Raw genomic sequence first — 20,073 nt, forward strand, 5'->3', positions numbered from 1 at the left:
CGATGCGTATCCTGATCGCGGAGGATGAGCCCACTATCGTCTCCGACATGCGCCGTTGCTTGGAGGACCAGCACTATATCGTCTCGGCCGTCACCGACGGCGAAGAGGCGTGGTATCGCGGCGATGTCGAACATTTTGACCTGGTCATCCTCGATCTCGGCCTGCCGAAACTCGACGGCTTGACGGTTTTGCGGCGTTGGCGCGCCGGTCGGCGCGGCATGCCGGTGATCATCTTGACCGCCCGTGACAGCTGGCGCGACAAGGTGGACGGCATGGATGCCGGCGCGGACGATTACCTCACCAAGCCTTTTCGTATGGAAGAGCTTCTGGCGCGCGTGCGCGCCCTGATGCGCCGGGCGGCGGGACAGTCCTCGCCCATTCTTTCCAACGGCGTATTGGAGCTCGATACCCGCCAGCGGACGGTGTCGTTTCGCGGCCAGCCGGTGCAGGTCACCGCGCTCGAATACCGCCTGCTTGCCTATCTCCTGCACAATGCCGGCACGGTACTCTCCCGCTCGCAGATTGCCGACAGCATCTATGACGAGGAGACGGAGCTTCTGTCGAACGCGCTCGAAGTCGTCGTCGCCCGCCTTCGGCGCAAATTCGATGGCACGGTGATCGAGACCCGCCGAGGCCAGGGCTATCTCATTCCAAGCGAGGTGCCGCCGGTATGACGCCATTCTCGCTGCGAGGGCGGCTGTTGCTGGGGTCGGCGGTGGCGATCATCGTTGCGACCTTTCTTGCCGGCATCGGCATCAATGCCATTTCCGGGCTGGCCGTGCGGGCTCTGGCGCTTTCCGAAATAGACGAGGAATTGCGGGTCCTGCTGGCGGCGGTCGACATAAACGCCTCCAACCAGCTGGTCCTCGACGAGATGCCGACGGATCCGCGCTTTGGCGTGCCCAATGGCGGCTTCTATTGGCAGGTCGGCCGCAACGGCACGGTGGAGCTGCGCTCTCAATCGCTTTGGGAACAGGATCTGCCCTGGGTTCGCTCTCGTCCACGAGAAGCGGGTCGCGCGACAGATATGGCAGGCCCCAACGGCAGCCAGCTCCTGGCAGTCGAGAGGTCGGTTTCGATTACGTCGGCAACCGGCGACCAGACGGTCGATATCGTGATGGCGCTCGACAACGGTGAACTTGCGCCGGCGCGCTGGCGCTTCTTCTATGCCATGGCGCCTTCTCTCGGGGTGTTGTCGGTCGCCTTGATCGGCGCGGTCGTGGCGTTTCTGCGATATGGATTGCGGCCGCTGCATGATCTTCGCATCGCGTTGATGGCGGTGCAGGAACGATCCGCGCGGCAGATAACGGGCCAGTTCCCGCACGAAGTCCAGCCTCTCGTCGACGATCTCAATGGCCTGCTGACCTCTCGCGAGACGCAATTGGCGCAAGCGCGAGCCCGTGCAGGCGACCTGGCGCATGGTCTGAAGACCCCGCTGGCGGCGCTTGAAGCGACGGCCCGCGCGCTTGCGGAAGAGGGTATGCCGGCGCGAGCGACTGCGATCCGCAACGAGATTGGCCGGATGGAAGCGCAGATCAAGCGTACGCTGGCGCAGACCCGGGCAAGCCTGGCGGCTGCTCATACGGTTGGTGTCCTCAACGCAAGCGCCGATCTGAAGAAGATCGTCTCCGTCATGCAACGCCTGACGGTTGACAGGGAGATCGAGTTCGAACTCTCCGAACAGCCGGAGGTGTGGCTGGCAATAGACGAGACGGATTTTGCCGATATCACCGGCAACTTGATCGACAATGCCCGGAAATGGGCGAGGGGAAAGGTGAGGGTTCGTCTGACGGTGTTGGAGGAGCATGGGGGTGTAGAGTTGATCATCGATGACGATGGACCCGGTTTGCCGGACGGTGTGAAAGACGCGTTCATTCGGCGCGGCAAACGACTTGACGAGAGCATCGCGGGAACCGGCTTTGGCCTCGCTATCGCCAAGGATCTGGTCGAAGCCTACGACGGCAAGCTTGTACTCGCCCGTTCGGATCTTGGTGGATTGTCAGTCAATGTCAGCCTGCCGGCACGGCTGATCAAAGAGAGGCAGCCGGCAGCGAGCATGTTGACATAGAGATGGTCTAACAGGCCGGCGCGATCCGCTCACGCGGCGACACGCACGATCAGCTTTCCGAAATTCCTGCCTTCCAGCAGGCCAAGAAAAGCCTCCGGAGCGTTTTCAAGCCCATCGACGATATCTTCCTTGTACTTGAGCCGGCCGTCGGCAATCCATGCACCAGCTTCGCGATAGAAATCGGGCCGCTGGTCGGCGAATTCACGCTGTATGAAGCCTCGGATGGTGAGACTTTGGCGCAGGATCGCACGCATGACGGTCGGGAGCTGATCATGTCCGCTCGAGACGGAAGGACCTTCATTGTAATGCGCGATCAGCCCGCAAACCGGGACGCGCGCGAAGTCGTTCAGCAACGGAAACACCGCGCTCCAGACGTGGCCGCCGACATTCTCGAAATAGACATCGATTCCTTTCGGGCAGGCGGCGGCGAGTTGTGCGGGAAAATTGCTCGAATGATGGTCTACCGCGGCATCGAAGCCGAGTTCTTGGCGTATGTAGTCGCATTTCTCAGGCCCACCGGCGATCCCAACGACCCTTGTGCCGAAAATCTTGGCCATCTGGCCAACGGCGGAACCGACTGCGCCGCTTGCCGCGGCAACCACAAGCGTTTCTCCTGCTTTGGGTTTGCCGATATTGCGCAGTCCGGCATAGGCGGTGAAACCGGTCATTCCTAGAATGCCGAGCGCTGTCGTGATCGGTGCGGCGTCGGGATCGAGCTTGCGCAATGCAGTGCCGTCGGAAATCGCATAGCTCTGCCAGCCGGAATGCGAGAGGACGATATCCCCCGGGTTGAATGCCGAGTTGCGGCTGCGTGCGATCCGCGCGACCGTGCCGCCTTCCATCACACCGCCGATGTCGACCGGCTTGGCATAGGATTTGGCATCGTCCATGCGGCCCCGCATATAGGGATCAAGGGAAAGATACAGAATCTGGAGAAGAACCTCGCCCTCTGCAAGATCCCGGACCGGTTCCTGCTCGAACCGGAAGTTCGCCGCCGTCGGTGTTCCGGATGGGCGCGACGTAAGAACAATGCGGGTGGAGATGGGCTGGCTGGCCATGGGAATGTGTCCTCGTTCTGACTTTTGCGTCCGATTGAAGCATCACCGGCGACAATATGCCAGCACACATTCACTTTTGTCTCGGTTCGGGATGCCGACGTCTTTGGCGGGGAGGGTTGATGAGAATGGATATGATTGCGATGCCCATCATGCTTTTGGTGCACCCGGCGACTGGGTGGAAAGATCCGTATAGGGTTGCCTCCGACCCTGGAGCTATCGCCCCAAGGGTAGCAGCCAAATCTCTTGGAGCTACCCTGTCGATTCCAGAAGTCCTATGACCGCCTTGCGAACCTGCGGCATAGCCGCGACGAACGCCTTCGCCAGGCGCCGGCCTTCGGCAGTGTTCTGGATGACCATGACACTTTCTTGTTCCGCATCCGTGGGATCTCTCTGGGGGGCATCGGCAAAGCCTTCAAAGAAATAGGAAACGGACCGATGAAGGGCCGTCGCTATTTCGAACAGCTTCGAGGCACTGACGCGATTGACGCCCATTTCGTACTTCTGGACCTGCTGAAACGTCAGCCCGAGACATTTCGCGAGAGCCTCTTGGGACATTCGTTGCTTTTTGCGCGCAAGACGAATTTGCTGGCCAACATAGATATCCACGGGATGACATCCCGATCCATTAGCCGGTGCGTTGTAAGGTTTTTCGCTTGTGATAATGCCATTCATATCAGTGTCCGACCAATTCTGCCCCCGCACATAGGTGGCGAGCGGCACCGCATGGATAAAGTCAGGCTCTGCTTTTTATTCGTTTATATTATAAGTCGTGACCGTATATTCGTGTGATAATAGTAAATTAAACATAATATACCATATAGATACCGATTTATTCAAGAATAACAAGTTTACTTTCCTTGAATTCCGCCTTTTATTTACTCGAGGTGGAGGGATTCTGCGTTATCATGCCTGAAAGCTATCAAAACTGACCACCACGGCAATTGTGCGAAAGCGCATCATCTTGCCAAGGCTCCCTCAGACTAGGACGAGCTCCCACGCCAGATCATGCTTTGGACCTGAGCGGAACTATCCGGCCCGCCCATTCGTTTCCTCAGACATCGTGACCAATTGCGGTGCTGCATAAGGAGCATGTGGATGTCAAACAACGTCGAGACGGCAGGAAACAAACCGTTCAAAGACGCCGGCGTCAGGGCTGTCGGGCAATCTGTTGAAAGCCAGGCTCAATTGCGCGATGCGGCCATCGAGTCATCGACGTTTGTGAGACCTGACGAGACGCTTGGCGTTTACGAATTGCTGCCGATTGCAGCCTTCAACGATCCCAATTGGGATATTGCGCCCTGGCGCGGCAAAATGTTGGTCGCGGCACGGACGACGGGCGATGCGCGTGTGGTGGCCGCCGCCTTTGAAGGCAACTGCATGAAAGTTGCACCCATGCCAGGCGAGAGCGTCGCTACGATGGGGGCAAGCGCATTCCGAAACGAGAAACTCTATACGGTCGTAGAAATCGATAGAGACCGCCGCGATCTGGATCGCGGGGTAATCGAGATCTCCGATACTGTGTTGATTGCTAGCGACGCCTTGAGGGCCGATTTCGATGCGCGTCTTCGTGACGGCAGGTCGCCTGGGCCTGGATCGCTGGCGCGATGGGACAACGAAGGTGGCGCTATCCCTCCTGGTAAGGGCGCAGAGGGCGAGTATGGAACCATCACGATCGCGCATCCCTGAGATTTAGCCAATGGAGCTATAAACCGATGTCCAAGAAAATGGTCGAAGCAACCGTCAAGAAACGCGGCCGGCGCGTGGCGGTCGGAATAATGAACACAAAGCAAGCACTCGACATGCCTGAAACAGAGGGTATGGAATTTTCACATCCTGATGAAAGGCCGGGAGAGACCGAGGTGAGACTTACGCAAAGCGAGCTTGCCGAAGTGGTGAAACCCTGAGCATGCATGTGACGCAGGTATCCGAAATCAGGTACGCTTGGTAGGCAGGCGTAGTACGGTTGATCTCTGCGACATGCCGGGCGTCATCACGAAGACGACCCTTCTTCAACGTTGCGCTACGAGGGAGCACGAGATCGCTATGATCCGGCGCTCTTTCTAGCCCTGTCATCCGACACAGAAACCAGTCCCATGCTGATTGCATTTTCGTATGAGGCCTGGACCGCTTCGATGGCCAATTGCGCCGATGCGGCATAACCTTGGCGCAGAGCCTCGAAACTGGGATCGGATCCGGTGGTGCTCGACCAATGCCAGAGACCGTTGAAACGCGGCCGCGGCTCGAGGAAAACCCTGCCGATCATCCTGTCACCCGAAAATCCCACGAAGTCGTTTTCCGGCGCCAACTCAAGCGGGCACCAACGATAGGGAGATTGAGCCTCACTCGCGATTGTCATGAATTGACCTTTCTCTCTAGGGAAATCCTGGCTGCTCAGTACTGACCGCAATTGGCGGGCTGATATTGATCATATGTGGACGATGGACACTTTCGTTCCAGGCTTGGCGGCAACAGTCGTGAATTCCGCTTCGAGTTGCTTTGCCATCGCCTCGACGATTCCCGTTCCCAGACCAGGCTTCGAGCTTGCCGGATCTGCAGGAACGCCGACACCGTCGTCGCTTACCGACATCCACCATTGCGTCTTGTTCGAGTGATAGTCGACGATGATCTTGCCGTTGCGATGGCCGGGGAAGGCGTGCTTCAGAGCATTGATCACCAATTCCGTGACGATCAGGCCGAGGCTGACCGAGACATTGGCTTTGGTCATGCTGTCATCGACATTGACTTCAATGGAAAGCTCGTTCGGATCTTGAATCATCGATGCGCCAAGGCTTTTGCAGAGCTGCTCAAAATATGGCCGGAGCCGAACGTCGCCCAGTCTGGACGTAGCCAATTGCTGCTGGACGGCAGCGATCGACAGCACCCGGTTGTGTGCCGACTGCAGATGTGTGCGGGTTTCCTCCGATGGCACTTTTCGCGCGCTTTGCATCAGGATGCTGGCAATGATCTGCAGGCTGTTCGCTACCCGGTGCTGGACCTCCTGCAAAAGGATTTCTTTCTCCCGCAAGAGATCATCCTTGAGCTTTTCGGCGAGACGAGCGTCGGTGACATCGGAAACGGAGAGAAGAAGCCGGATATGGTCCGGGTCTCCATAATCGAGTTTCTGCGCGTTCAACACGAGGCGCCGCGATGCCTGGCCGTTACGGTCGAGGTCCATCTCATAGGCATGGATATTGGCGGCCCCGGCAGCGGTGGCGTGCAGCAAAGAGGACAATTGCCGCACATTCCATTCTCCATTGCCCAAGCTCGACAGCCGTCGGCTGGGCACTTCGACCGGCTCGATCTGGAATTCGCGGCAGAAAGAATCGCTCACGGCAATCACCGTTAGATCGCCGTCCAGAAGCAATAGCGGCGCGCTCGACGAGGCAACCACCGCCAAGGCAAGATTAAGCGCGCCTTCGGGCGGCAGGGGTGAGAGAGTGGCCATGGTTTGATGTCCTCAGGGCCGGAGGCTCGCGGTGCGAAAGCCTTCCCCGGTACGGACGTCGTCGTTCAAGACAGCGCCGGCTGTTATGCACGTTTGCGGACAATAGCATGGATCGATGGCGCGGTGATAAGAATTCCTTGCACGTGCTCGTGATGGCGCGGATCTTTCATAGAATACCATCCTTTACGGACAGGGCGGCGGTTTCCGTCGTGTCGTTTGTGCGGCCGCTCAATGGAACTACGTCCGCGATCGGACGTTTCTATTGGGCTATATCGGGCACTGCAGGCATTTCGCCGGCACTCCCGAATGGGAGGAAAAAACATGAAAACGCTGCTAATCGCGATCGGCCTTCTGGCCGCAACAACTTTGCCGGCTCTGGCAGCCGAGCCCGTCAAGATGGTCGAGACCAAAATGGGCAAGGTCATGGCTACCGAAAAGGGCATGACCCTCTATACCTTCGACAAGGATACTCAGGGACAATCAAACTGCGATAAGGATTGCCTCAAGAAGTGGCCAGCCTTTCACGCTGCCGACAAGGCCAAGGCAGAAGGTGAGTGGTCTCTAGTCAAGGACGCAGACGGCAAGCAAATGTGGGCCTATGGCGGCAAGCCGCTTTACACCTTTGCCGGAGATAAAAAGTCTGGTGACATGAACGGGGACGGCGTTGGCAAGGTTTGGCACGTAGCCAAATAGCCGGGTCGGCATAGATCTGGAGAGGGCGGTCCTCGGATCGTCCTCTGTCGCGGAGCTTTTGTGTTCAGGTCAACGGAAGCTATCGGACAAAGATGTGCTTCTTAGGGATCGCCGTGCTTAATCATTGCGTTGGAGGAGGGCATAAAACGCTACAAAGAGATCGCCGCCGTTGCGGCAATTCATGGTAAATCCTGATACTTGCCCTTCGTGTCGGGTTGCGCACCGTTTCCATTCGCCGAGCAAGCTCACCGTTTTAATCTTGAATTCGCGGTCCAGCTTTCGTCTCGGCCTTCACACCTTCCGGCGCCGATGGCAACATCTTGTCTTGGTGTCCTCGAAACGGGCTATAGCTAAAAAAACCCGATCCAATATCAGAAGACCTCCGGCGATCACGTCCGAGCAATTTTACATAGACGACGTAAAATAGCAGGTGAGGGAAAACGTAGCCGGCCTCAAGGACGACAGCCAAAAGAGCAGACCACAGGAGAATATCGGTCACCGAGCTGCCGGTGCCGATTTGCATGGCGGCATAACCCACCATGATAGCCAGTACTATAATAGTGAAGTGAAGGATCGGCACTCTTAGGGCGCATAAAGCGCCGACTGCAAATGAAAGAACGAGGCCCCATGCCATCAAACGTTCAACTCCGAGCATCCAATCCAGAATCAAGATTTGGTATTGTTGCCAGTATCATTTATCTCTGCTCGTAGGACAAGTCGGAATCATTGCCTCGCCCAGTAATTCGGGGAAGTTACTGGACTTTCTCGCGATAATATTCCACCTCGAAGCAGCCATCGCTATCATAAGGCGAAGTGGGCGTTAGGTTGATTACACGATAGACGTGAATTGTTGCGACCGCATGATATTCCTGCTCCCGCGCCGCCGCTGAATGAGTGCGATCTTCAGAAGGAATTATCGGTGCTCAGGGCGTATTGGTGGGCTTGCTGCTACTGTTCGTTGCCTGTTCGGAAAGCGTCGCCTTTTGATCTTCCACGCGAATGACATCTCCCGGCGCAACCAGGTCGTTGTCGCTGACGGCGATGGTCCGCAAGGTGCCGTCGACGATGCGGTCGATCGTCGTTACGAGCGTGCGCTGGCTATCATCCGCAGCCAGGCTTGCCGCAGCCGCCGGAGCGCGGGCCTGGATGTTCTCAAGCAGCCCACGCGTTGTTACCGTCTTCTCCCGATTGGATGCAAGGCGGTCGCGCACTTCCGTCGCCTCGGTCAATGCCTGGACGCGGTAGCGGTTGCTGGCATCAGCAATGTCGCCATCTGCCTTTGCAATGTCCTGCCGTGCCTTGAGATTGGCGAGCGCGACGTCGAGGTTCTGGCTTTGGAGTTGCGCCAGGTTCTGGTTGGCTCCCATCTCGCGGGACGACACTGTCAGCCCTTGCGAAATCAGCTTGCTGACCGTTCCGACATCCTTGTTGGCGAGCTCGATCTGCTTTGCAAGCGAAACGGCCTTGGAATTCAGCGCCTCTAGTTGGTTCGATGCAAGCAGCTTGGCCTGATTGAGGGCGTCGATCTCGGTGCTTAGAGAGCGCTGGCGTGTATTGAAAAGATCCTGTTCCTCCCGCATCATACGATCGATGGTCGCGTCACCCGCCCGCGCTGTCAACTCGGGCGGAAAGGTGATCGCTGTCTTGTCCTGTGTAACGGCGTCCAGACGCGCCTGTCGGGCGAGAAGGCTGAAGCGCTCGATCTCCAGGGCCCGCAGGTCACCGCGAGCGACCAGGGCATCGCGCTGCAGGCCGACAAGATTGGGATCGATCAATCCAAAGGTTCCCCCCGCCATGCTCAAGGCCTGAACGACCGTGAGGCCGGGGCTGTAGCTATATCTGCCCGGCCTGGTCACCAGCCCCGTCAGGAAGAACGGGCGATACTCGGCCACCTCGACAGACGCGTTGGGACGCTTTTGCATGCCGACTTGCGTTTTCAGGCGTTCGCCGATGGAGTCGGCGACCTGCTCCAGGGTCATGCCGGCGGCCGGTACTGTCCCTATGATAGGCATAGACAGGTTGCCCGCCGTCGATATGACGAACTCCCCGGTGAGCGGCGCCCACTCGACGGCCGCCCCGGCCATCGGCCGCCATTCGAACACCCGGATTTTCAGCCTGTCCTGGGGGCCGAGAATATAATCGTCCGCCATGGCGCCGGAGATACCCAGTATTTCGAACAGGGCGATCGCAGCCAGAAAGGAGAGCCGGCAAGTTGAAAGGCGACGGCGCCCAGCACGGGCGATAACCGGCGCGGGGTTCGTTTGCCAGCAATTTAAAGCAGCCTCTGATCGCATGATGTTCCACTCCTGTCCGGCGCCAGCCGCGACCTTCTACCGATAGCCGGCACTGGCACTGGCGCGTTCGACGATTGATTTGCTGACGAAAGACTTGAATTTCTGGGTGAAAACCTCAGTCCTGAACTCCGCCGCGCGCGCAACCGCATCAGCCGGATTGAAATCGATTCGATCCAGGCGCTCGACAGCGTCGATTATGGCTTCGGTCGTCTGTGTCTCGAAAAACACCCCGGTCTTGTCCGATACCACTGTCTCGGTCGCGCCGCCGCGGCCGAATGCGATGACCGGACGACCGCTCGCCATGGCTTCCACGGGCACGATCCCAAAATCCTCTTCACCGGGGAAGATCAGCGCCTTGCAGCGCGAATACTGATCTCTCAGGACATCGAACGGTTGAGGCCCCATGATCGTTACGGTCGGCCCGGCTATCCTGCGCAACCGATCGAGCATCTCGCCGCCACCGATGACGACGAGCTCCGCCTTCATCTGATTGAAAGCTTCCACCGCAAGATCGGGTCGCTTATAGCTCACCAGTTCGCCTACCATCAGATAGTGGCTGCCCACCTCAGAAGCTGGGATGGGATGAAAGGCGGTGGTGTCCACCGGCGGATGAATGATCTCTGAGTCCCTCCGGTAGTAACTCTTGATCCGCTGGGCAACCGTCGCTGAATTTGCAGCAAAATGATCCACCCGATTGGCCGTCGCAACGTCCCAAGTTCTCAAATAATGCGCAAGCGGCGGCATCATCAGCCGGGTCATCAGGCCCGAACTGTCATAGTATTTGTTATACATGTTCCATATGTATCGCATCGGCGAATGACAGTAACAAACGTGTAATGCCGCCGGGCTCGGTATTATACCTTTGGCGGGGCCGGACTCGCTGCTGATGACCAGGTCATATTCATTCAAGTCCATCTGCTCCAATGCCATCGGCATCAAAGGCAGATATTTCTTGTAGAGCTTCTTTGCCCCGGGAAGCCGGTCGATGAACGTCGTATGGATCTTGTGCTTCTTGATGACGTCGGAAACAACCGATGGATCGTATACATGCGTGAAGATGTCGGCACACGGATACATTCCGCAAAGGGCTTCCAGAACTTTCTCTCCTCCACGCATTCCAACCAGCCAATAATGTATGATTGCAACGCGCATGAAGTACTCCGGGAACAAAACTGATTAATTACCAAATGCCCGCATGAATAGGGTGAGTGATTAATGTAATGATTGCCTTTTCATCAATCTAAATTTCGCGATATTGTGATTGATCAAGCTTCTTGCGGAAGATTTTAGGCGAGGAACCGATGTCAGCGGCTGACTTTGTCCATTTGTAAGGTTTGAGGCTTTTGGTGTGACTTTCGATGAAGGCGCGGATGTCGGACTCCAGCTCGCTGGTTGAGGTGCGGAGGTCATGCTGCAGATGCTTGCGGTTCAATTCGGCAAACCAGATTTCCACTTGATTGAACCATGATGTCGGCGTCGGGGTGAAATGGACATGATAACGAGGATGGCGCGCCAGCCAGGACCGGACCGCCGCAATCTTGTGGGTCGCATGGTTGTCCATGATGATGTGAACATCGTGATCGGTGGCGACGCTCGCATCGATCTGCCGGAGGAAATCAAGAAGCTCCGCCGCCCTGCGCCGCTTATAGTAATTGCCGATTACGAAGCCGGAAATAACATCGAGGGCCGCAAACAGCGGGGTCTCGCCGCGTCGGGAATGTAATTGCCGCTCGGGCATGTCCGGCATCATCGACAGGGCGGATTGCCCGTGGTTGCGCGCCCGTTTCCGGCCCTTTTCGTCGACGCTTAATGCCAGCGCACGGTTCGGTGGGGCCAGGTAGAGCCCGACAATATCGCAGACCTTGTCGACAAATAGTGGATCGTTTGACAGCTGAAACGGGTGAGCATGATGTGGCTGCAGCCCAAATGCGGCCCAGATTCGCCGGATCGTTGTGTGCGAAAAGCCCGTCGCCGCCGCCATGGAGCGGATTGACCACTGGGTCCCGTCCTCCGGTGTCGATTGCAGCGTGCGTTCGATTACGGCCGCAATCTGATCGTCGTCGATCGTGCGCGGCCTGCCTGAACGATCCGCGTCGAAGAGCCCCTCGATGCGATCCTGCAGGAAGCGACGCCGCCACTTTCCGACGGTGTTTTCATGAACGCCCAATTCGGCGGCCACCATCTTGCTGGCAATGCCGTCGGCGCAGCGAAGGATGATCCGGCATCGCTCGAACATGGATCGAGAGACCGCCTCTTCGAGGCGAACCTGCTGCTCCAGATAGTCCCGTTCTTCCTTGGTCAAAACCAAGGGCGTCGTAGGTCGCCCAATTATGCTTGTCATCGCTACGATCCCCCAAAACAAGTACAGAACAATGATGCGAACTTAAGTTCCAGTTAAATATTAATATTATCAAATATACAAAAATTAAAGACTATAGAATTAGGCTTAATAACATCGAATTTCGTCATTTGGTACATACATATTGCGTCGCAATAAAGACATTGTCAATTTATTTATTATTTGTTAACTTAACTCTACATTCCGTTGCATCAATGTCTGAGCATATCAGGCGGTATTTCTTTATATCTTTCGAGTATGGAGCAAGCAGATGAGGGAAATTGATCTGAGAAGCCAATTGGACACATTGGATAACCTACGGGTACGACGGCGAGCCGGCGTGTCCGGCGGCTTGGGGACTTCAAGGAATTCGACCGCTCGTGTCGCCTCGGATTCCATCAAGTATTGCATAGACAGCACTTTGGCCGGGATCGGCTTGGTCGTATTGCTGCCAATGCTCCTGATGGTGGCGGCTATCCTCTTGGTGACACAGGGGCGGCCGATCTTTCTTGCCCACCGACGCATCGGCAAGAATGGGGTTTTGTTCTCCTGCCTGAAATTCAGGACGATGGTCAAAAACAGTGAAGAGGTGCTCGCCCGGCATCTCGATGCCAATCCCGCCGCCAGGGCCGAGTGGAACGCGACGCGAAAGCTCAGGGATGACCCTCGCGTTACGCCGTTTGGCAAGCTTCTGCGTAAGAATAGCGTCGATGAGGTCCCGCAACTCCTGAATGTACTTCGGGGTGAAATGAGCCTTGTCGGTCCGCGTCCGATCGTTCCGAGCGAGGCCGAACTCTACGGCGCGTACTTTGCCGATTACATGAAGGTGCGTCCTGGCCTGACCGGTCTCTGGCAGGTGAGCGGACGCAGCGACACCAGCTACAATGCGCGTGTCGAACTCGATGCGCGTTACGTGGCCGAGCGGAGCTTTTGGGGCGATATGATGATTATGGTCAGGACCATTCCAGCGGTCCTGTCGTCGCGAGGCAGTTATTGAGCCGTCGCGCGGGTTCGTTCGCGACGCCGAAATGACCGGGGAAATACTTAAAAGGGTACGCCGTTGATCATCGGGAGCGCCCGGCAGCTATTCGCAGCCGCGCTGCTTCTTGCCGTGACGGTCTGCCAGAACTGAACTTTGTATCTCAGTATCTGTGTCTCAGTATAAGGATAATCAGTTTTGCAGGACATTTATGTTTCCGATCACTACGCTGAATTGAACCCGACCTGGCACGAGGAGGATTCTCCTTGGAAGGCACGCCAGATCGAGGAGATCATCAGAAAAAACGGGCTGCACTTTGACAGCCTCTGCGAAGTCGGTTGCGGCACGGGCGAGATTCTTCTCAATTTGTCCCGTGCCTTTCCGAAGGTTCAGTTTGCGGGCTACGAGATTTCTCCGCACGCCTATCAGAGAGCCAAGACGAAAGAGAAAAGCAATGTTTCCTTTCATCTAGCGAACGTCGTCGAAGAAAAAGACAGCCACTACGACGTGGTCGTCATTGCCGACGTTATAGAACATGTGGAAGACTATATTTCCTTCATCAAAGACTTGCGGCCGTGCGGCCGCTACAAGATCTTCCACATCCCACTCGATCTTTCGGTGCAGTCAGTGCTGCGCGCATGGCCGATTGCAAAGCTCCGCGCCAATGTCGGGCATCTGCATTACTTCTTCAAGGATACGGCAATTGCCACCCTCAAGGACTGCGGATACACGGTCATCGACTATAAATACACGGCAAGTCGTCTGGAGCTGCCCAATCAGGCATTTACCAGCGCGTTGATGCGCCTGCCGCGAAAGCTTCTCTTCTCCATTAATCCGGATTTGGCCGTAAGGTTGCTCGGCGGCTATTCGCTCCTCGTTCTGGCAGAGTAGACGTTCATGTCGCTGCCCGGGACGAATGCTGCGGCTCGCCACGTACTACGCCGGAACTCCCATCCCGGCGGCGCCTTCCTTTGTCCGCCCGCCGAGGCTCGATCCGATCATGGTGAGGCGATACCATGAGCATCGAGCCGATTGGCATAGTCGCGATCTTGTGCGGGTTGCTTTGCCTGTTTCTCGGCAACGGCGCCACGATCGTGGCACTGGCGGTGATGGCTGTACTCGGATCGGCGGCGGCGATGTTCGTCGGCGCCGCGAATATCCAGCCGGGCCATGTTCTTCTCGGCTTTCTCGTGCTTGGCGTTATCACGCGCGAACGGACAGCGGGGGCATTTGTTCATGCGTTGCGTCTTGGTGAGCCCGGATTTTGGTTTGCGCTTCTGGTTGTCTATGGCGTGATGAGTGCCTATTTTGCCCCGCGGCTCCTGACGGGCGTGACGCAGATCGTGCCGCTCGGAACCACTGTCTTTGGCGATACGCGTTCCACCGTGCCGCTGGTGCCGGTATCGAGCAACTTCACGCAAAGCGTCTACATGATCGGCAACCTCATTTGCTTCGCAATGACGGTTGCGGTCGCATCAAACTATCGCGGCTTCTATGCCGTTCTCGCCGGACTGCTCGCCTATAGTGTCGCCAACACGGCCTTCGCGCTGCTCGACATCGTTACCTATTCGACTGGCTCGCAAGGTGTTCTCGCTTTCATACGAAACGCCCAATACACGCTTCATACCGACGACCAGATTGCCGGGGTGAAGCGCATCGTCGGGTCGTTCACCGAGGCATCCTCCTTTGCCCGCTCAACGCTCGGCGTCTTCGCCTTTACCGGAACCCTTTGGCTTTGTGGCCGCCGGCCCTATATTAGCGGCTCGATCGCTGCCATATCCCTGGTGCTGGTTGTGATGTCGACATCGTCGACCGGGCTTGTCGGCGCGCCGGTCATGCTGCTGATCCTTTTTGTGACTGCCCTGTCGGTCAGCGGGCGGACGAATACCAGCCGCACCGCCACGGCAGCGATCGTCTTTGTACCGTTGGTGTCGTTGGCGGTTGTCCTCTCGGTCGCGATCGACCCCGACATGTCGAAGCTTATCTACAATTACATTGACATCGTGGCCCTCGGCAAATCGACGTCCGATTCCGGGATTGAGCGCAATTCCTGGAACATGGCCGCGATCCAGAACATCTTCGACAGTCTGGGACTGGGTGTCGGTCTCGGAACTGTCCGTACCTCCAGCTTCCTGCTGGCTCTTCTCGCGAATGTCGGCATTCCCGGAACAATCTTCTATTTGGCGTTCGCATTCGGAGCATTGATCAAAAAGCGTGGCGTTCAGGGAAGTTTCATAACCGACGCGCGCCTCGCGGCGCGTAACGGCTGTTTAGGGCTGCTGGTCGGCGACATGCTGGTGAGCCCGGTTATCGACCAGGGCCTGTTCTTTTGCATGTTGGCCGCCATGGCCTCGGCCCAACCGGAGCGCGGTACACAGGTCGTGCGCGCCAGCCGCCCAATAGGAGCGATCATATGAGTGCTGCCGCCCTTTTCGCGGTCAATGGCCGCTTTTTCTCGCAGAACGCAACGGGGGTGCAGCGCTACGCTTCGAATGTCGTGCGCGCACTTGATAAGGCGCTCGCCGTAGCGGATGCGCGAGCGGCCATCATCGCGCCGTCGGGAACTCCGAATCCAGGGTTCAGCCATATGCCCCTGATCCAGTCAGGCCCCCTTTCGGGCCATCCTTGGGAGCAGATCACTTTGCCGGCCCAATGGCACGGTCGGCTGCTCAACCTTTGCAATACCGCGCCAGCCTCCAAGGCTGATCAGATCGTCTGTATTCATGATGCCAACGTATTTTCGGCTCCCGAAAGCTATAACCGCGCCTTTCGGACGGTTTACCGGACATTGCAGCCGCTTCTCGTGCGTCGCTCCGCGCGGATCGCCACGGTCTCGCACGCCGCGGCACGACAGATTGCCCGGCATTTGCCAATCCGGATCGAAGACATCGCCGTGCTTCCGAACGGACATGAACACGCCTTGAGCTGGGATCCGACGCTGGCGCAAACGGCGCCGGGTTTTATTGCCGAAACCTTCGGAGAGAGCGATCGCCGGTTCATTCTGGCTCTGGGGTCCAGGGCTCGTCACAAGAATCTGGCGCTCCTCGTCGACGCGGCTCCGGGTCTTGACGACATCGGTGTGGATATCGTGATCGCCGGCGGGGGGGCTGATATTTTCGTTCCCGGCGCTCTGAAGCAGCGATCGAACGTCCACTTGATCGGCCGCGTGTCGGACGACGATCTGGCCTACCTTCTCGAAAGAGCGCTTTGCCTGACATTTCCGTCGCTGACGGAAGGTTTCGGCCTCCCGATCGTGGAAGCCATGGCACGCGGCTGCCCGGTCGTCGCATCCTACAGCGCGAGCATGCCCGAGGTCTGCGGCGATGCTGCGCTGCTCGCATCGCCTTCCGATCCGGCCGCGTGGATCCGGCACGTCCGCGCACTCAAGGAGACGCCGGAACTCCGTGCCGATCTCATTGGCAAGGGATACGACCAGGTCCGGCACTTTTCCTGGTCACAGACGGCAGCCGGCTATATGGAGCTGCTCGAACGGCCCGCCGCGCGCCCGAAAAGCTACAGGCCCGCTACCACGAGCGTGCCGCGCACGTCTGTCGTCATCGCCACGCGCGGGCGCCCCGGTATTGTCAGCGCCACGGTCCGCCACCTGCTCGCCACGCAAACGCTAAAGCCCGAGGCCGTGATCGTTTCCTGCATCGATCTTGCGGATGCGGGCGATCTGGTCGGGCATTCGGAGGTGACGGTGGTGACGGGTTTGCCGGGCCTGACCACGCAGCGGAATACAGCGCTTCTGAGCTTGCCCGAGGGGACCGAGATCGTCGCCTTCTTCGACGACGACTTCATTGCGGACAAGAATTGGCTTGCCGCCGCGGCGAGGGCGTTTTGCGACGACAGCCAGATCGTCGGCTTTACCGGGCGTGTCCTTGCGGACGGCGTGAACGGCCCAGGTATCGGTTTCGAAGAGGCGCTGCGTCTTGTGGAGGCCGCTACGCCGAGCGACTGGAGCTGGATCGAGCCCTATAGCCCCTATGGCTGCAATATGGCATTTCGGGCACAAGCCATCGAGGAGACCCGTTTCGACGAGCGTCTCGTGCTCTACGGCTGGCTGGAGGATCGCGATTTTGCCGCAGCGCTTGCCAAGCGCGGTGGTCGTTTCGTCAAATGCGCGGAAGCCTTCGGCGTGCATATGGGGGTGAAGAACGGCCGGATCAGCGGCGAGCGCTTCGGCTATTCGCAGATCGTCAATCCCATTTACATGCTGCGCAAAGGCACGATGACAGGCGCAAAGGTCGCCAACCACATCTTTTGCAACATGGCCATGAACTTCACGCGGGCGGCATGGCCCGAACCTTTCGTCGACAGGCGCGGACGGGCCAGGGGCAACCTGATCGCAATCGCCGATCTTCTTCGCGGCCGCCTGGAACCCGAGCGTGCGGCAAGGCTGACGGCTAAGAATAACACAGGGCAACTTAAGTCAGAGGTGACGACCAGATGACGCAGAACAATCCGTCTCTTTTGGAACGCTCGTCCCGGCTTTGGCGGCTCGATGACGCGCCTGTGGAGAACCCCAATGAAGGGCCGGTCGCTCTACTGCGATCGATGAGCATGCTTGCCCTGCAGCACAAAACCAAACTTATCCTATGCACGGCCGTCGGGATCGGTCTGGCGGCATTCCATGCCCATTCCCTGCCGCGGATCTATACGGCGACAGCGTCTCTGCTGCTTGAACCGCGCCGCCCGACCGCGGCTTCGGGGCAGGATGCGAGTGGTACGCAGAATCTCGACCTGAACAGGGCCGACAGCGAGCTCCAGATTATCCGCTCTGAACGCTTGCTCTCGGCGGTTTTCGATAGCTTGCATCTGGAGAACAGCCCCGAACTTGGTCCCCAACCACCCCGTATGACCGATTTTTTCGTCAGCAATGTGCGACACATTTTGAACATGTCTGAAGCAGAGTTTGGTGCGGTGACATCGGAGACCGGCAAAACAGCCCGGTCCGACGGGGTGGCCGCGGCAAGCGATATTGCGGCCCCTCCCACCGATGCGCGTCAAGCGGCGTTTCAGAATTTTGCACAGCGTCTCGACGTCCGTCGGGTTGGCCAGTCCTACGTCATGGAAATCAGCTACTCTTCCTCGGATCCGGTGCTCGCCGCGCGTGTCGCGAATGCGGCCGTGTCCGGCTATATCCTGCAGGCGGTCTCTTTCAAGGCGCAAATGGCTCAGGCCGGGACAGAGGTGCTTCAATGGCGCCTCGATGCCTTGGCCTCGCAGGTCGATGCTGCGACAAATGCCATGAAGCAGGGAAAGCTGCCCGCTATTCCTACGCCGGACGGTGATGCGCGGATTATCGGCGCAGCGCTACCGCCACTAAGTCCATCGGCACCGCGGCCATCTCTGATTACTGCGCTTGGAGGCGTTCTCGGCCTGCTTGCCGGCTTCTCCATGATTGGGCTCAATCTTGCGCTCGATCGGAAGGTCCGCAATGCCAAGGACCTGGCGCGAGATACGGGGATACCTTGTCTCGGAACCTTGCCAGACGCGGCAAGCCGAGTTGACCTCAGGCGAGGCTCGCATAACAGAAGAACTTCCGTGGTCGTCAACTTGCCTGGCAGTGCTTATGCCGTGGCGATACGCGATCTCAGGACATCGATAGAGATCGCCTGTTCCGCAATTCGCAATGAGCGAGGCATCGTGATCGCGATCGCTGGCTGGGAGGCGGGCACCGGGGTGTCGACGCTTTGCTTGAGTCTGGCGCAATTCATTAGCCGGAGCGGTCGGCATACGACACTTTTCAATGCCGAGATGGGGCAGATTGACCTCAGCGACGATGGCCCCGATGCTTTGCCGACAACGTCGCTGGCCGATGCGCTCGTTGCCGACATGCGGCCGGAACAGGTGATCTTCGGGAACGGGCGCGGAGACGGTGACGGCATTGCCGTGCTTCCCATACATTCCGCAAACGCCTTGACAAACCTCTATGTCGATTTCCGTGATCGCCGTGTCGCGCGGATCGTCGAAGCAGCTCGCAGCAGAGGCGACGTGCTTCTTGGTTTGCCCTCTGTCAGCGGCTCGACGGATGCACAGGCACTGGCGATTCACGCCGACGCCGTCTTGATCGTCGCCAGCGCCGGGAGGACAACGACCGAGCAGATCAACGACACTCTACAACAATTGCGGCGCTCCGGTGCCAACGTAATTGGCACCGTGATCAATCGGGCGAAGGTATGACGAGAATGGAAGTTCCTAAACTCGCCATCGTCATCACTTGCTGGAATTATGAAGCCTATGTGGCGAAGGCGATCCGCAGTGTTGTTTCGCAGGGCCGGGACGATTGCGAACTCGTTGTCATTGATGACGGCTCGACCGACTCCTCCTGGGAGATAATCCAGAGCGAGAGCGTAACAGCCTATCGTATTGAAAACGGTGGACAGCGGGCGGCCGGCCTTTATGGGTTAGAGCGGACGCAGGCGCCGTTCATCCTGTTTCTTGATGCGGACGATGAGTTGGTTCCCGGTTCACTCGCAACGATCATAGCGAAACTGGACAGCGACGTCGCCAAGCTTCAATTCTCGCTCACCCGTATCAATGCTCAGGGAGTGGTCACCAGCGCCGCGACACCTCTGGAGGAATTCCGCGAACGCCAAACGCTTGCCGATCGCGTGTTGCGCACGGGCGTTTACGCCACCCCGCCGACATCCGGAAACGTGTTCAGGCGCGACCTGTGCGAACACCTTCGTGAGATGACTTACGACCGCGCGGTGGACGGCGTGATCCTGTTTGCTGCGCCGTTCATGGGCGATGTCGTGAGCCTATCGCAAGAACTCGGACGCTATCGCGTCCATGGCCGGAATATCTCCGGGCTGGGACGTGCCGTCGAGCCGGCATCGCTGCGTGGGGAACTGAGCCTCTTTGTCCAGCGGATAAGCCACCTGCGGCGGATTTTGGCGAAATATGACCGGGCGGACGAATTGGTTCAGCCCGAGCGGGCCTATTTTTACCTTGAGCGCAGCTTCTATCTGGCGATAGCCGAAGGACGGCGCCCACCGATCGGACGTCTCCTTGAACTGCTCCGCCAGCTTTGGCGGGAAACCTATCCCATGAAGACCAAGGCGACGGTTGCAGCATTCTGGTTGCTGACCATGGTGCTTCCAAACCGACGGGCACGCAGCGGGCTTGCCTATCGGCTGAATGGAGGCAAGCGCTCGACCCTTGGTCTGATTCAGTCGCTGCTGTAACAGCT

18 protein-coding genes are annotated in these 20,073 nt (G+C 58.0%); 11 read left to right on the top strand and 7 right to left on the bottom strand.

What is annotated here, in order from left to right; translation table 11 throughout:
* Nucleotides 1–2: 2 nt before the first annotated feature.
* Together AB6803_RS01715 and AB6803_RS01720 are read left to right on the top strand one after the other, a co-directional pair.
* Nucleotides 3–674 (top strand): response regulator transcription factor, encoded by a 672-nt coding sequence (locus AB6803_RS01715; protein ID WP_371107230.1) that lies wholly within the window; start codon nt 3–5, stop codon nt 672–674.
* Nucleotides 671–2,068 (top strand): ATP-binding protein, encoded by a 1,398-nt coding sequence (locus AB6803_RS01720; RefSeq protein WP_371107231.1) that lies wholly within the window; start codon nt 671–673, stop codon nt 2,066–2,068. The genes AB6803_RS01715 and AB6803_RS01720 overlap by 4 nt, the downstream gene beginning before the upstream one ends.
* A gap of 29 nt (nt 2,069–2,097) precedes the next feature.
* Here the strand turns inward: AB6803_RS01720 and AB6803_RS01725 are convergent, their stop codons facing one another.
* Nucleotides 2,098–3,126, bottom strand: coding sequence for an NADP-dependent oxidoreductase (locus AB6803_RS01725; RefSeq protein ID WP_371107232.1), 1,029 nt, complete (start codon nt 3,124–3,126; stop codon nt 2,098–2,100).
* Between the two features lie 249 nt (nt 3,127–3,375).
* On the bottom strand, nt 3,376–3,798 hold the full coding sequence (locus AB6803_RS01730; protein WP_371107233.1) for a helix-turn-helix domain-containing protein: 423 nt from the start codon (nt 3,796–3,798) through the stop codon (nt 3,376–3,378).
* Between the two features lie 423 nt (nt 3,799–4,221).
* Between AB6803_RS01730 and AB6803_RS01735 the strand changes: the two genes are divergently transcribed.
* Both AB6803_RS01735 and AB6803_RS01740 read left to right on the top strand, forming a co-directional pair.
* A complete protein-coding gene (locus tag AB6803_RS01735; protein WP_371107234.1) occupies nt 4,222–4,812 on the top strand; it encodes a hypothetical protein in 591 nt (196 codons plus the stop codon).
* A 26-nt stretch (nt 4,813–4,838) separates the two neighbouring features.
* Entirely contained in the window at nt 4,839–5,030 is a 192-nt protein-coding gene (locus tag AB6803_RS01740; RefSeq protein ID WP_371107235.1) for a hypothetical protein, read from the top strand.
* Between the two features lie 521 nt (nt 5,031–5,551).
* Here the strand turns inward: AB6803_RS01740 and AB6803_RS01745 are convergent.
* Complete coding sequence (locus tag AB6803_RS01745) at nt 5,552–6,571, bottom strand: sensor histidine kinase (RefSeq protein ID WP_371107236.1); 1,020 nt, start codon at nt 6,569–6,571, stop codon at nt 5,552–5,554.
* Between the two features lie 321 nt (nt 6,572–6,892).
* Between AB6803_RS01745 and AB6803_RS01750 the strand changes: the two genes are divergently transcribed.
* Nucleotides 6,893–7,264, top strand: a complete 372-nt coding sequence (locus AB6803_RS01750) for a hypothetical protein (protein WP_371107237.1) — start codon at nt 6,893–6,895, stop codon at nt 7,262–7,264.
* A gap of 253 nt (nt 7,265–7,517) precedes the next feature.
* Here AB6803_RS01750 and AB6803_RS01755 read toward each other — a convergent pair whose 3' ends face one another.
* The 4 genes from AB6803_RS01755 to AB6803_RS01770 all read right to left on the bottom strand — a co-directional run bounded on the left by AB6803_RS01755 (nt 7,518) and on the right by AB6803_RS01770 (nt 11,899).
* Entirely contained in the window at nt 7,518–7,898 is a 381-nt protein-coding gene (locus AB6803_RS01755) for a hypothetical protein (protein WP_371107238.1), read from the bottom strand.
* A 289-nt stretch (nt 7,899–8,187) separates the two neighbouring features.
* A complete protein-coding gene (locus tag AB6803_RS01760; RefSeq protein WP_371107239.1) occupies nt 8,188–9,558 on the bottom strand; it encodes a polysaccharide biosynthesis/export family protein in 1,371 nt (456 codons plus the stop codon).
* Between the two features lie 36 nt (nt 9,559–9,594).
* Nucleotides 9,595–10,710, bottom strand: coding sequence for a glycosyltransferase (locus AB6803_RS01765; protein ID WP_371107240.1), 1,116 nt, complete (start codon nt 10,708–10,710; stop codon nt 9,595–9,597).
* 88 nt (nt 10,711–10,798) lie between these two features.
* Nucleotides 10,799–11,899 (bottom strand): IS630 family transposase, encoded by a 1,101-nt coding sequence (locus AB6803_RS01770; RefSeq protein ID WP_371107241.1) that lies wholly within the window; start codon nt 11,897–11,899, stop codon nt 10,799–10,801.
* A gap of 268 nt (nt 11,900–12,167) precedes the next feature.
* Between AB6803_RS01770 and AB6803_RS01775 the strand changes: the two genes are divergently transcribed.
* From AB6803_RS01775 to AB6803_RS01800, 6 genes are all read left to right on the top strand, one after another.
* Nucleotides 12,168–12,893 (top strand): sugar transferase, encoded by a 726-nt coding sequence (locus AB6803_RS01775; protein WP_371107242.1) that lies wholly within the window; start codon nt 12,168–12,170, stop codon nt 12,891–12,893.
* A gap of 180 nt (nt 12,894–13,073) precedes the next feature.
* Nucleotides 13,074–13,766: a class I SAM-dependent methyltransferase gene (locus AB6803_RS01780; protein WP_371107243.1), complete on the top strand. Its 693-nt coding sequence runs from the start codon at nt 13,074–13,076 to the stop codon at nt 13,764–13,766.
* Nucleotides 13,767–13,891: 125 nt separating this feature from the next.
* Complete coding sequence (locus AB6803_RS01785) at nt 13,892–15,292, top strand: hypothetical protein (RefSeq protein WP_371107244.1); 1,401 nt, start codon at nt 13,892–13,894, stop codon at nt 15,290–15,292.
* Nucleotides 15,289–17,328: a glycosyltransferase gene (locus AB6803_RS01790; RefSeq protein WP_371107245.1), complete on the top strand. Its 2,040-nt coding sequence runs from the start codon at nt 15,289–15,291 to the stop codon at nt 17,326–17,328. Before AB6803_RS01785 ends, AB6803_RS01790 begins: the two co-directional genes overlap by 4 nt.
* Nucleotides 17,325–19,061 carry an exopolysaccharide biosynthesis protein gene (locus AB6803_RS01795; protein ID WP_371107246.1) on the top strand — a complete coding sequence of 579 codons (1,737 nt, stop codon included), beginning with the start codon at nt 17,325–17,327 and terminating at the stop codon, nt 19,059–19,061. The genes AB6803_RS01790 and AB6803_RS01795 overlap by 4 nt, the downstream gene beginning before the upstream one ends.
* A gap of 5 nt (nt 19,062–19,066) precedes the next feature.
* Nucleotides 19,067–20,068 carry a glycosyltransferase family 2 protein gene (locus tag AB6803_RS01800; protein WP_371107247.1) on the top strand — a complete coding sequence of 334 codons (1,002 nt, stop codon included), beginning with the start codon at nt 19,067–19,069 and terminating at the stop codon, nt 20,066–20,068.
* The last annotated feature ends 5 nt before the right edge of the window (nt 20,069–20,073 follow it).

Origin of the sequence: Rhizobium sp. RCC_161_2, from assembly GCF_041355235.1 — a bacterium.
GTDB lineage: Bacteria > Pseudomonadota > Alphaproteobacteria > Rhizobiales > Rhizobiaceae > Rhizobium.